This window comes from Francisella sp. 19X1-34 (genome assembly GCF_041102755.1).
Lineage (GTDB): Bacteria > Pseudomonadota > Gammaproteobacteria > Francisellales > Francisellaceae > Francisella.
On record NZ_JBGCTX010000064.1, the window covers coordinates 1 to 13,281 of the forward strand.

Consider the following 13,281-nt stretch of genomic DNA (forward strand, 5'->3'; position numbering starts at 1 on the left):
CTGCCTTTCAACTTTTAAATAACAACGGTTTAGCTATTTTCAATCTAATTTATATTTTTTGTGCACAGAACCTAATATCTTTTTATTTAACTTGCCTATATTTAATATCAAAGAAAGCTGCTGATTATAGTATAAATATAGTTCTTACTCTAATAAGATAAGCCTAAGAGAAACTTATTATTTTCTAAATGACAAATAAAACACCTTTACTAACTGATAGATTTGAACTAGAACCTCTCAAAAAAGAACATGCAAATAAGATGTTTGATTTACTACAGAACAAAGAAATATATCAATATATAGATGACTCCCCTCCATCCTCTTTAAATAATTTAAAAATCAAATATAAGCAACGAAAAAAACAAATATCTCCTGATCATAAATATATTTGGCTAAACTGGATAATCAGATGTAAGAAATCAGCAGAATATATAGGCTATATTCAAGCAACTATACCTATTTCAGAGAAAACAGCTATTTTAGGATATGTTATTTTTCCAGCTTACTGGAGAAAGGGAATTGCAACAGAAGCTGTAAGTTGTATTATAACTGAGTTATTTAAAACTTATAAAGTTATAGAAATAAAAGCATCTATAGATAAAAGCAATATAGCATCTATAGCACTAATAAAACGTTTAGGTTTTCTAAAAGGTAATGAAGAATGTTATTGTCTCAGAAATAATTATAAAGATAAAAAAGATTAGGAGAAGTTATTCAAAAAAGCTCTTAGCATAATCTTTCATATTATCAAACCAAGATTTACTTTTTGGAGAGTGTTTACTTTGATAGTCTTCACCTAAACTATCAGCAAACTTTCCTAAAAGTTCTTTCTGCTCAGCATTTAAATTTACAGGTGTCTCTACAACAACTTTACAAAGTAAATCACCTCTTCTATGACCTCTTAAAGACTTCATACCTTTTTCTCTTAAACGAAAAACTTTACCAGTTTGAGTTTCAGGTATCACTTTTAGAGTTACTTCACCATCTAAGGTAGGAACTTTGATCTCACCACCAAGGCATGCTTTAGTAAAGCTTATCGGCATTTCACAGTAAAGATTCATTTCTCTTCTTTCAAAGATTTTATGATCTTTAATTAGAATCTGAACATAAAGGTCACCATTCATGCTTCCATTAGAGCCAGAATCTCCTTCACCATGAAGTCTAATTCTATCTCCGTTATCAACACCTTCTGGTATTTTAACTTTTAGAGTTTTTTGCTTCTTAACCTTACCATTTCCATAGCATGCATCACATGGGTCTGAGATATTAGATCCAGAACCGTTACAAGCCGGACAAGTTTGTTCAAAAGCAAAAAAGCCTTGTTGTCTTCTAATTGTACCTTGACCGTGACAAGCATGACAAGTTGTCTTACTTTTAGATTTTGAACCAGTACCTTCGCAAGTATCACAAGCTGCCATTCTTGGTATAGTTATCTCTTTTTCAATACCAAAGAAAGCCTCTTCTAAGGATATCTCTAAAGTATACTCCAGATCACTACCTCTAGATGCTCTAGACCTACCAGCACCTCCACGAGAAGCTCCTCCACCAAAGAAAGTATCAAAAATATCTTCAAAACCACCAAATCCGCCAGCACCTGCTCCAGCACCACCCTGTTGATTTACGCCTGCATGGCCAAATTGATCATATCTTGATCTTTTTTGATCATCACTTAATATCTCATAAGCTTCTGAGACTTCTTTAAATTTAAGTTCAGCTTCTTTATTCTCAGGGTTACGATCAGGATGATATTTCATTGCAAGCTTTCTATAAGCTCTTTTGATTTCAACGCCGGAAGCTGTCTTTGATACATTTAGAATTTCATAGTAACATTTCTGTTGCATTTTAATTAACCTAAAATTTTGGAACGTGTAATTATAACAAAAAGATAAGTGTGGATAAACCACACTCCAGTGACTACTTTAAAGAATTATTTATTTTTTCTCGTCTTCAACATCTTCAAAATCAGCATCAACGACATCTTCATCTTTTTTAGGCTCTTCAGCTTGAGCTCCACCTTGGGCACCCGCTGCTTGAGCTTGATCAGCATATGCTTTCTGAGCTATTGGAGCAAAAGCTTCTTCTAAAGTTTTAGTTTTAGCTTCGATAGCATCTTTATCATCGCCTTTAACAACAGACTCTAGATCTTTACAAGCTTCTTCGATCTTATCCTTTTCTTCAGCTGTTACTTTATCACCTAACTCACTAATTGCTTTTCTTGAGCTATGGATCAAGTTATCTGCAGTGTTTCTAGCACCTACAAGATCATGGAACTTCTTATCTGCTTCAGCATTAGCTTCTGCATCTTGTACCATTTTCTCGATTTCATCTTCAGATATACCACCACAAGATTTAATCACAATATTTTGCTCTTTACCTGTAGCTTTATCTTTAGCAGATACATTCATTATACCATTGGCATCTACATCAAATGTTACTTCAATTTGTGGCATACCACGTGGTGCTGGTGGGATATCTGCCAAGTCAAATCTACCTAAAGATTTGTTAGCTGAAGCCATTTCACGTTCACCTTGAAGTACATGGATAGTTACTGCAGGCTGGTTATCTTCAGCTGTAGAAAATACCTGTGACTTCTTAGTTGGGATAGTTGTATTTCTCTCAATAAGCTTAGTCATCACACCACCCATAGTCTCAATACCTACAGACAAAGGAGTTACATCAAGTAAAAGTACATCTTTAACATCGCCAGAAAGTACACCACCTTGGATAGCTGCGCCAACTGCTACAGCTTCATCAGGGTTTACATCTTTACGTGGCTCTTTACCAAAGAACTCTTTTACTTTCTCCTGTACTAGAGGCATACGAGTTTGTCCACCTACTAATAGTACTTCTGTAATATCAGATTTGCTTAAGCCCGCATCTTCTAAAGCTTTTTTACAAGGCTCTAAAGATCTAGCCACTAAATCACCAACTAAAGACTCAAACTTAGCTCTAGTTATTTTGATATTTAAATGTTTAGGTCCTGTAGCATCAGCTGTAACATATGGTAAGTTTACATCTGTTTGGCTAGCAGATGATAATTCTACTTTAGCTTTTTCTGCAGCTTCTCTAACTCTTTGAAGAGCCAACTTATCGTTATGAAGATCGATACCTTGCTCTTTTTTGAACTCATCAATTAAGTAGTCCATTAAAGCTAAATCAAAATCTTCACCACCTAAGAAAGTATCACCATTTGTTGATAGTACTTCGATTTGGTTATCGCCATCAACATCAGCAATTTCAATAATTGAGATATCAAATGTACCACCACCTAAGTCATAAACAGCTACAGTTTGCTCACCTTTTTTAGAATCAACACCATATGCTAATGCAGCAGCTGTTGGCTCGTTGATGATTCTTTTAACATCAAGGCCAGCAATTTTACCAGCATCTTTTGTAGCTTGTCTTTGGCTATCGTTAAAGTAAGCAGGTACTGTAATTACAGCTTCAGAAACTGTCTCACCTAAAAACTCTTCTGCTGTTTTTTTCATTTTTCTTAAGATCTCAGCAGATACTTGAGGTGGAGCCATTTTTTTACCTTCTTTAGTAGCAACCCAAGCATCACCGTTATCTGCTTTAACTACAGCATAAGGAACTTTCTTTTTGATATCATCTTGTACTGCTTTATCATCATATTTACGACCAATAAGTCTTTTGATAGCAAAGAAAGTGTTATCAGGGTTTGTTACAGCTTGTCTTTTTGCTGATTGACCTACTAAGATCTCACCACCGTCAGCATATGCAACTACTGAAGGAGTAGTTCTGTGACCTTCAGCATTTTCTATAACTTTAGCATTCTTACCATCCATGATAGCAAGACAAGAGTTAGTAGTTCCTAAATCTATTCCTATTATTTTTCCCATTTGTTTCTCCTGTTTTATAATTTATTTATTTTAAAATTCAGTAATTTTTAAAACCATCTAGCTAATAGATGGATGTAGTTTATTTTTTTTCAAGAACTTTTTTAATTTTTTACAACAACAACTTTTGCCGCTCTAACTACACGGCCATTTAACAGATATCCTTTTTGGAAGACTTCAAAAACAGTATTATCTTCAAACTCAGGGTTAGGTATCATAGCCATAGCCTCATGAATATTTGGGTCAAACTTTTCTCCTTTTGGATCAAGTTCTTCTAAACCATTATTTTTTAAGATATCAAAAAGCATTTTAGCTGTAAGCTCAATACCTTCTTTCATAGCTATAGCTTCTTCAAGTTTGACCTCATGTTTTAAAGCTTGATCAATACTATCTGTTATAGGTAGAAGCTCTTTAACAAATTTCTCTACACCAAATTTACGTGCATTAGAAACTTCTTTTTCTGCTCTTCTACGAACATTTTCCATCTCTGCTCTGGCTCTTAGAGCTTCATCTTTCATAGCATCACAAGTTTCTTCAAGTTCTTTTATGGTATCTTTTGATCTTTCTAGCTGCTCTTCTACAGATAACTCCTCAACAGCATTAGTAGAAGCTTCTTCTTGTACTTCTGCTTCATTATTTAGGTTTTTATCTTCTACATTACTTTTTTCATCTTTACTCATAAAACAACCTTTTACTTTTAGTTCTGTTAATACTACAATTTGTTAGATGTTTTATAGATTGTGATTATTTCGTTATTTTCAAGAAATTATTGGTGTTTTTTTTAATATGAGTATTAAACAAACAATGAAAACTTTAAAAAAAATAAATATTATCTTACTTACTTTGGTTATATCAAGCTGCGCAAATGTTGCTAATAAAGAAGTTATTAAAGAAAAACCAGCAAAAATAACTATAACTAAAAAACCTATAGTAAAAAAACAAAAGAAAACGAAAATAAATGTTTCAGACCTACTTACAGACAAATATTCAGATAAAGTCAAATATGAGCAATCTACCTTTAAAAATCTAAATAACTGGAATAATGCTAACCAACTAAAATCTTTCAATGCTCTAAAATTATCATGTAGCAAAATACTTGAAGATAAAAAACCTGAATACAAAGGTTGGTTTAATATCTGTAACAAAGTAGAGAAAGCAAACTTTAAAAAAGTTAAACAAGCAAGACTGTTTTTCGAAGATAATTTCACCCCATATCAAATAACTCTCAAAGCTAAAAACAAAAATACTGGCTTATTTACAGGTTATTACGAACCAACAATGAAAGGTAGTTTAGTAAAAACATTACAGTACGATGTGCCAATTTATAGAACACCAAATAATCTAGTCAAAAAATCAAATGGCGATGATAGCTACTCTTATGGCACCTATGATAAAGATGGCAAATTAGTGCCATACTATTCAAGGGCACAAATATCTGATGGTAACTTGTTTACTAATAAAGATGTACTAGTTTGGGTTAAATCAAAAATTGATCGTACTTTCTTACAAATTCAAGGTTCTGGTAGAATAGAAACTAGTAGTGGAGATATACTTCTTGGTTATGACAGTCAAAATGGTCACCCTTATAGACCAATAGGTAGATATCTACTTGAACATAATTATATGTCAGTAAAAGAGATGTCTATGCAATCAATAAAAGAATGGCTTAATAATCATAAAGACAAAATGGATGAAGTACTAAATTATGATCCGTCATTTGTCTTTTTTAGATATATCGAGTACAAAAATGCTGTAGGTGCTCAGGATGTTGAACTCACACCAGGTTATTCTTTAGCTATTGATCACATATACTACCCTTACGGAGTTCCTCTATGGTTAGAGACCAATTATTATAAGAAAAACCATAAGGAAACTGTTCCCCTTGATAGGCTAATGATTGCTCAAGATACTGGTGGCGCTATTCGTGGCGCTATTCGTGGCGATGTTTTTTGGGGTCATGGTAAGCAAGCAGAGTTTAATGCAGGTCACATGAACAATAAAGGTAAACTATGGATTTTATTGCCAAATGAGTAATGTCAATACAATAATTATAGGTGGTGGAATATCAGGAATTAGTTTTTCCCAAAAGTTAAATGAGGTAGGTATTGAAAATCTAATTATTGAAAAAGATAGAAATGGCGGCTGTATTGACACTCAAAATTATGAAGAATTCTGGTTTGAGATGGGAGCTCACACAATATACAACTCTTACTCTGATACTATAGATTTTATAAAAACCAATAACCTTTTAGATGATATTATTACACGCAACAAATTGCCTTTTTTATTAGTTAAACCAAACAATCAGGTTGAAAGTATTTTTAAAAACTTAAACTTCTTTAGCCTTGCGTATAATTATATTAAGCATAGAAAAATATCTAAAAATGATAAAACAGTAAAAGAATATGCTTCAAAGCTTTTTGGCAAAGACAATTATGATAATACATTAAAATATTGTTTTAACGCTGTACTTTCACAAGACAGTCAAGACTTCCCAATGGAATACCTTTTTAAAAAGTACGATAGAGATACTAGTATCCCACGAAGCTTTACATTAAAAAATGGCCTCTCAAGCATAATAGAAAATTCTCAAATAAATTCTGTTAGAGGTAATGTTTTAAAGATTTCGTACTCTGAAGATAATCAATGGTTAATTACTACAGATAAAGCTAGTTATACTGCTCAAAGAGTTTGTTTAGCAGCCCCATGGAATACCACAAAAGAGCTATTGATTGATATATTACCCAATATAGCCAAGCATAAATATTCACCAACAATGTCTGAACTTAAGAGCATTGGGATAGTCATTGATAAAAATAGAATTAACCATGTTAAGAACTTAGCCGGCTTAATTGGTAAAGAGCAATTTTTCTTTTCTGCTGTTTCTAGAGATGTTATTGATCACCCTAACTATAGAGCTATAGTTTTTCATTGTCATTCCAGAGCATCTATGAAAGAGCTAATCGATAAAATAACTAAGCTTCTAAAGATAGATCAATCTGATATCCTACACTCATATCAAAAAACTAACTTATTACCCTGCTATCATCGCAATCACAATATTTTCCTACAAGATTTAGAAAAAGAACTTTCACAAGTACCTAATATATATATCACTGGAAACTTTTTTGATCGTATAGCTATTGAAAATTGTATTAGAAGGTCAAATAAAGAAGTTAATAGATTAATTTCATAACTAGCTATAAACTTCCCTTTCGTTTTAGCAACAAAGTTTTACAAAATTGTAATATTTCTGTTACATCTACTAACTACTATCACTATGGTAATTTGATTTTCGTATACAAAAATATAAAGGGAGAACTTTATGTCAAGTATTATAGGAACTTCTTGGGACTATAGTCATACTCCATGGACAGGCAATATGGTTAGACAAACTATTCAAGAGTACGGAAATGTATGGCGTGCGATTGATTATAGTCGCGAATATATCGGTAGAAATATTAGTATAACTGGTTTACATTATGAATGCGAAGTTTTTAAAAACTCTGCCATGAACTGCGTTGAGAAAATTCTAAATTTGGAAGCTAATAACATTAATTTAGTAAGAGCACTTGCTAAAAAATATGCTGACAATATTAATAGTTATATTATACCTGGAGGAGAGAATATTGAACCTTGGTTATATGGCAGAAAAATGACTCTTAATGAAAAGAAAATATATAGGAATGAATACTTATTCAGAACTATATTAGAGTTATTTATAATTAATTTTTGCTATAGAGCTGGCAAACCTATGTTAGGAATTTGTAGAGGTTGCCAACTTCTAAATATATTTTTTGGAGGATCATTAATTGAGGTTGAAGGACAACATAATGTCACGCAAAGAGATATTTTGCCTGTTAATAAGGGTGTCTTCATGTCCGCAGCAACCGATTTTTCATCAAAAAGCATTTCCTCTTTTAGCGCAAGATCTTTTCATCATCAGGCGGTTGACCCTAATGCTTTACCTGAATTACTAAAGTTAGCAATTGAACATGATGGAATTATAAAAGCTTTTGAGAATGCTTGTCAAGGTTTTGTTCTCGGTGTTCAATTTCATCCTGAGTATAGATTTTCTTTTAAGAATGTAAAAGCAAAATCTATTAATAGGTTTAGTCGTAAGCTTTTTTCATATTTTTTTAAAGCTGTTGATACTCATAAGAAAATGCAAAGAGTCAAAAGCCAACTGATACGTAAACCATTTATACCAAATGGAAAATTAGAATTACTCGGGCTAATTCGTGAATGTCGATCTGGGATGAGTAGATTTTTTAAAACAAGCCGTAAAACTAAAGTATTTGACTCATTACAAATAAAGCTTCAAAGTTTTTATGAACTAAATATAGATGAATACGAAAGTTTTTTAAAAGATATCATCACAAACGCTTTGATTATAAGAAACACCCACTACATATCTCACGAGACCAATTCGGGCAGAATCTGCCTAAATTACATTCGAAAGTGTCAAAATATGCGAATTTTAATAGCGTCAACAATTCAGTCAGGTAGTTACTTATCATATAAAGATCTACTTAAATATATTGGACTATGCGATTTTTCTATCTTAGCACAAGAGGAGTTTAAGAGAAGATTCTATTTTGGCATTGATATTAATGGTTTCTAGAGTAGTATTTTAAATTCAGTCCAATTAGCTCCCAAATTCTAAGCAATACCAAAAAGCTAAGATAGAAACTTTCAGTCACGCGACAATCAGTAAAATGGAAGAAGGTAAATAAAAATATTTTATAAATCATTTGCTTATCTACCATAGAAAATGTATCATATAGACTGCTTAAATTTTTAAAGTAGCGCGAGCTATATTACTCGCAAAATTAAGAATTTTTTGCAAAAACTGAGTAATTGACAACAATAAATAAAGGAAAAAAGATGAAAACGTTTACTGCAAAACCATCAAATATCAAAAGAGAATGGCTTTTGATTGATGCTACAGATAAAACTTTAGGTCGTCTAGCTACAGAAGTAGCAATGATCCTAAGAGGTAAAAACAAGCCAGAATATACTCCTCATATGGATACTGGTGATTACGTTGTTATCGTAAATGCTGAGAAAGTAACTGTAACTGGTAACAAAAGAAAAGGTAAAATTTACCACCACCACACAGGCTATATTGGCGGTATCAAATCAGTATCTTTTGAGAAGCTAATAGCAACTCATCCAGAAAGAGCTATTGAAAAAGCTGTAAAAGGTATGCTTCCTAGAACTCCACTAGGTCGTGCAATGTTCAAAAAGTTAAAAGTTTATGCAGGTGAAAATCACCCACATACAGCTCAACAACCTCAAGCTCACAATATTTAATAAAGGATGGTAAAAATGTCAGAATATAATTATGGTACAGGTCGTCGTAAAAGTTCTGTAGCTCGTGTATTTATGAAAAAGGGTACTGGTCAATTCATCGTTAATGGTCTTCCATTAGAGCAATACCTATGTCGTGAAACAGATTGCATGGTTGTTAAGCAGCCTCTAGAACTAACTAACAATACAGACAGCTTTGATTTTAAAGTAACTGTAAAAGGTGGTGGAACTACTGGTCAAGCTGGTGCTATCCGTCTTGGTGTTACTAGAGCTCTTATCGAGTATGATGAAGATCTTAAGCCAGCTCTTCGTGAAGCAGGTTTTGTAACTCGTGATCCTCGTAAAGTTGAGCGTAAAAAACCTGGTCTTAGAAAAGCTCGTAGAAGAAGACAATTCTCTAAGCGTTAATATATCTTTTTTATATTACACTCTTTATTATTCTTTTTATTTTATCACTAGGAGGATAAAACCTTGGTTTTATACACAAAAAAGGATGATATCTATAGCGACATAGTACGCATGATACTATCTATCAAAGGTGCTAATGCAAAAATTGTAGATGTTGAAGATCAAAATAATTCAAAACATTTAGAAGAACTAAATATCATTACACCAAATGGGAATATCCCTACATTAACGACAGAAGACTTTGCTGTATATAGGCTTAATGTAATTATAGAGGCTATTGAAGACTTATACCCCTTCCCTCCTATGTTTCCTGTTTTTCCAAAACAGCGAGCAAATGCGAGAATTCTATTAGAACACGTTAATAAAACATTTCTACAAAACATTACTGCTCTGCAAGATCCTTATTTAAATGAAGAAGATGCAGAACAAATAAAAAAAGTAATGCAAAAAGATTTGATTAACACATATAGAACAATTGTTAATGAGAGAGAAGTAAATGCTGAGAGCAACCCAGATGCTCAAAATATAAATGTTTTGTCTCTAATAATAACATTTGTTTTTTATTACTTTATTAAGTTAAAGATCTCTATTCCTACAAAAGATAAAAATATTATCAAGGAAATTAAAGACTTACTTAGTGAGCCTAGTTTTATCAAAACAATCAAAGTAGAAGGAGCTTAATATGGCGATGCTTAGAGCCTATATAGTTAAGGCAACATACAATTGGTTAGTTGATCATGGTTTTACTCCATATATACTTATTGATACAGAGTATGAAGATGTAGTAGTTCCAACAAACTATATAGATGAAGATAAAAAAATACTGTTAGATTTATCTCCACAAGCAATCCAAAATCTTAATATAGATGATAACCATATAACATTCGAAGCTACTTTTGATGGTGAACCTATGTCTGTAAATATTCCTATGGAATCTGTTTTAGAAGTATTTTCTAAGGAAACAGAACAAGGAATATATGCTCGTGAGTTTGGCTACGGAATTAATGTAAATGAAGGTGAAGATGATGAAACAGCTAATCCTAAAAAGGCTGGTGAATCAGATTCTGATAACATTCTTACTTTAGATTAATTCTCAATAGCATCTAATTTATTTAATACTAAGCTTCCATCTTTAATTATAAGTTTTATATTTTCTTCTGGATTTGTTAGCACTTCAATATCTTCTAAAGGATTTCTCTCAAGCACAAGAAGATCAGCATAAGCATCTGGTTTAACAATTCCTAACTTATCTGTCATATTAAGTAACTCAGCATTTTTATATGTAGCGGAATGAAGAGTTTGAAATGGTGTCTCAACTTGAGATCTAATCTTAAATTCAGTATTTTGATATTTCATTAATCCACCTAATAGATCTGTACCAAATCCGATATTAACATTATTTTCATGGGCAATCTTAAGTGCACTAATTCCACTTGAACGAACCCCTCCAAGTTTGTTTAAAACATAATCAGGAGTATTGAACTCTTTACCATGATCATAAAAAGCCTCATATATCGCAAGTGTTGGTACAATAAATGCATCATTTTCAACAATAACTTTAGCTGCCTCTTCGTCAAGAAGATTTGCATGCTCTAAAGATCTCACACCTAACCTAACACAACGCATTAATGCCTCTGGAGTATAAGCATGTGCCATAACATAGGTACCATTACGCTTAGCTTCATCAACAATAGCTAATATTTCATCATCTGAAAACTGTAAATTAGTAATTTTATCTGTTGGAGAGGCGATACCTCCAGCAGCCATAATTTTAATTTGCGTTGCCCCTTCTCTAAGTTGCTCTCTAGTAGCTTTTAGTACTTCCGGTACTCCATCGCAAATTGTAGAGATATTTGAACCACTTAGCTGACAAGAGCAAATTTTAGACTCACTAGTTCCTCTAAAATCTCCATGCCCTCCAGTTGCACTTAATGCCTTACCACTATAAAACAATCTTGGAGTACGTGATTTTCTTTTTTCAAAAGCTTGGGCAATTCCAAAGCCAGCACCACCAGCATCTCGTAGCGTTGTAAATCCCCTTTTTAGAGATTCTTCTCCTGCTTGTAATGATTCTATAGCCATGAAATCACTAGATATATTATCATTTGCTAGATCTACAGCTGCTGCAGAAGATAGATGCACATGAGCATCTATAAGCCCAGGCATAAGAAATTTATTTTTTAAATCTATACTAAATTCTGGTTCAAAATTACAAATTTCTTCATTAGTTAATGCTTTAATTTTATTATTATCTATATAGATATAACGATAATTATTGACTTGATTATCCTTACCATTAAAGACATTGGCATTTTTTAATATAATTCTAGCCATTTTATTCACCCTTTTTATTTATTTGTTTGGCTCTCTATTTCATTAGTTTTCACTAAATGATCTAAATTATTAATCATCTCATCAAGATAATTAGTAAAAGCACTTAAATCAGCATTATCCATATGCCCTAATGATTTTTGCCAATTTGTATTTATAAATTCTTGAGTCTTAATCGAAAATTCTCTTCCTGGTGGTGTTAGATCAAAACGAACAACTCTTTTATCTTGTGAATCAACATTACGTTGTAACAAACCTTTAGATACTAAGCTATTAATAGCTCTAGTAATACTTTGAGGCTCACATCTCATATAATTAGAAATATCAGATTTCGAAGGCTTATTTAATGATAACGTAGCAAGCAATACAATAGCTTCTGTATATGTAAAACTTGTTTCATTAAGAAAATTCATAAAGACTTTATACCATAATGCATTAATTCTTCTCCACTGTTGACTAAGATTTGTAAATTTTTCTAGCATCATAATTTTAGTTTTTATTTATAATAATATGAAGCATTGCTTTATATTTCAACTATTACCTACAAAATCATCTTAATTATCAACTGTGTTATTAGAATATGTAATAAAATATCAAGCTCACTAATCCTTATATTTTATAGTGATCTCTACTAGCCTATATTTATAAAACTTTAAACTTCAACAGAAAATTTTTTCTTAAAATTAGGTGAAAACTAATAGGTCTCTTATATTTGATATCAAACAATAACAAACTATTAATCATGTATATATTATTTATTTTTTATCTACACAAATATGAAGCATTGCGTTATAGTTTAAAAAATGATAATATTCAATAAAATTGTTTAACCTGAATAGACAAAAATATGATTACAGCAAATGATAAACAAATCTTACTTGATAAAGTAATAATGCAACAAAAGTCGCCTTTTTTTATTAAAGATATCAATGGAAAGTATATTTATATAAATCACAAGGCTGCTGCTCTAGCAGATTTATCTCCTGAGGATTTCATTGGTTTTGATGACTTAGAAATTTTTGGAGCTGATCTAGGTGCTATATATCGTAAAAAAGATCAAGATATAATCTCTAACAAAGAGATTAATCCTATTGATATTTTCACAGATAAAAAAGGAGTGACAAGAGCATACTTCATATTAAGACAACCAATATATGATGGTGGCAGAATTATTGGAGTATCAGGGATTAGAGCAGATATAAGTGACTATATAGATAAAATCTCAACTATAAAAATTTAAAAAAATGATAAAAGAACTCCTTCCGAATAAAAACAGTTATATTTTTGCAACCACTATGGGTCTTTACAGATAATTGTGTAAATTTTAATTAGGTTATATATTTTAAATATAACAATAAGGGATTTACAGAAT

Annotated in this window: 14 protein-coding genes; 9 read left to right on the forward strand and 5 right to left on the reverse strand. The window is 31.8% G+C overall.

Annotation, left to right across the window (positions count from 1 at the left end):
- The first annotated feature begins 188 nt into the window (after positions 1-188).
- Positions 189-704 carry a GNAT family N-acetyltransferase gene (locus tag AB8E56_RS09510; RefSeq protein ID WP_329480460.1) on the forward strand — a complete coding sequence of 172 codons (516 nt, stop codon included), beginning with the start codon at positions 189-191 and terminating at the stop codon, positions 702-704.
- Positions 705-710: 6 nt separating this feature from the next.
- Here AB8E56_RS09510 and dnaJ read toward each other — a convergent pair whose 3' ends face one another.
- The 3 genes from dnaJ to grpE form a co-directional block, all read right to left on the reverse strand.
- A complete protein-coding gene (gene dnaJ / locus AB8E56_RS09515; protein ID WP_329480462.1) occupies positions 711-1,841 on the reverse strand; it encodes a molecular chaperone DnaJ in 1,131 nt (376 codons plus the stop codon).
- 90 nt (positions 1,842-1,931) lie between these two features.
- Complete coding sequence (dnaK, locus tag AB8E56_RS09520) at positions 1,932-3,860, reverse strand: molecular chaperone DnaK (protein WP_329480464.1); 1,929 nt, start codon at positions 3,858-3,860, stop codon at positions 1,932-1,934.
- A gap of 101 nt (positions 3,861-3,961) precedes the next feature.
- The gene (gene grpE, locus AB8E56_RS09525) at positions 3,962-4,537 is read right to left on the reverse strand and encodes a nucleotide exchange factor GrpE (RefSeq protein ID WP_329480466.1); all 576 of its coding nucleotides are present in this window, start codon (positions 4,535-4,537) and stop codon (positions 3,962-3,964) included.
- A 106-nt stretch (positions 4,538-4,643) separates the two neighbouring features.
- Here grpE and AB8E56_RS09530 point away from each other — a divergent pair, with 106 nt between their 5' ends.
- From AB8E56_RS09530 to AB8E56_RS09560, 7 genes are all read left to right on the forward strand, one after another.
- On the forward strand, positions 4,644-5,891 hold the full coding sequence (locus tag AB8E56_RS09530) for an MltA domain-containing protein (RefSeq protein ID WP_329480468.1): 1,248 nt from the start codon (positions 4,644-4,646) through the stop codon (positions 5,889-5,891).
- Positions 5,884-7,053, forward strand: coding sequence for an NAD(P)-binding protein (locus AB8E56_RS09535; RefSeq protein ID WP_329480470.1), 1,170 nt, complete (start codon positions 5,884-5,886; stop codon positions 7,051-7,053). Before AB8E56_RS09530 ends, AB8E56_RS09535 begins: the two co-directional genes overlap by 8 nt.
- Before the next feature lie 129 nt (positions 7,054-7,182).
- Positions 7,183-8,481 (forward strand): gamma-glutamyl-gamma-aminobutyrate hydrolase family protein, encoded by a 1,299-nt coding sequence (locus tag AB8E56_RS09540; RefSeq protein ID WP_329480472.1) that lies wholly within the window; start codon positions 7,183-7,185, stop codon positions 8,479-8,481.
- 263 nt (positions 8,482-8,744) lie between these two features.
- Complete coding sequence (rplM, locus tag AB8E56_RS09545; protein ID WP_192577615.1) at positions 8,745-9,173, forward strand: 50S ribosomal protein L13; 429 nt, start codon at positions 8,745-8,747, stop codon at positions 9,171-9,173.
- Positions 9,174-9,188: 15 nt separating this feature from the next.
- Positions 9,189-9,578: a 30S ribosomal protein S9 gene (rpsI, locus tag AB8E56_RS09550; RefSeq protein WP_329480475.1), complete on the forward strand. Its 390-nt coding sequence runs from the start codon at positions 9,189-9,191 to the stop codon at positions 9,576-9,578.
- A 63-nt stretch (positions 9,579-9,641) separates the two neighbouring features.
- Positions 9,642-10,259, forward strand: a complete 618-nt coding sequence (locus tag AB8E56_RS09555; protein ID WP_329480477.1) for a hypothetical protein — start codon at positions 9,642-9,644, stop codon at positions 10,257-10,259.
- A 1-nt stretch (position 10,260) separates the two neighbouring features.
- On the forward strand, positions 10,261-10,668 hold the full coding sequence (locus AB8E56_RS09560) for a ClpXP protease specificity-enhancing factor (RefSeq protein ID WP_329480479.1): 408 nt from the start codon (positions 10,261-10,263) through the stop codon (positions 10,666-10,668).
- Here AB8E56_RS09560 and AB8E56_RS09565 read toward each other — a convergent pair.
- Both AB8E56_RS09565 and AB8E56_RS09570 read right to left on the reverse strand, forming a co-directional pair.
- Positions 10,665-11,912 (reverse strand): amidohydrolase family protein, encoded by a 1,248-nt coding sequence (locus AB8E56_RS09565; RefSeq protein WP_329480481.1) that lies wholly within the window; start codon positions 11,910-11,912, stop codon positions 10,665-10,667. The two genes, AB8E56_RS09560 and AB8E56_RS09565, sit on opposite strands and share 4 nt — an antisense overlap.
- Before the next feature lie 14 nt (positions 11,913-11,926).
- Positions 11,927-12,394, reverse strand: a complete 468-nt coding sequence (locus tag AB8E56_RS09570; protein WP_329480483.1) for a MarR family winged helix-turn-helix transcriptional regulator — start codon at positions 12,392-12,394, stop codon at positions 11,927-11,929.
- A gap of 362 nt (positions 12,395-12,756) precedes the next feature.
- On the opposite strand from AB8E56_RS09570, the gene AB8E56_RS09575 reads away from it, so the two are divergent.
- Positions 12,757-13,149 carry a PAS domain-containing protein gene (locus AB8E56_RS09575; protein ID WP_329480485.1) on the forward strand — a complete coding sequence of 131 codons (393 nt, stop codon included), beginning with the start codon at positions 12,757-12,759 and terminating at the stop codon, positions 13,147-13,149.
- Positions 13,150-13,281 lie beyond the last annotated feature (132 nt).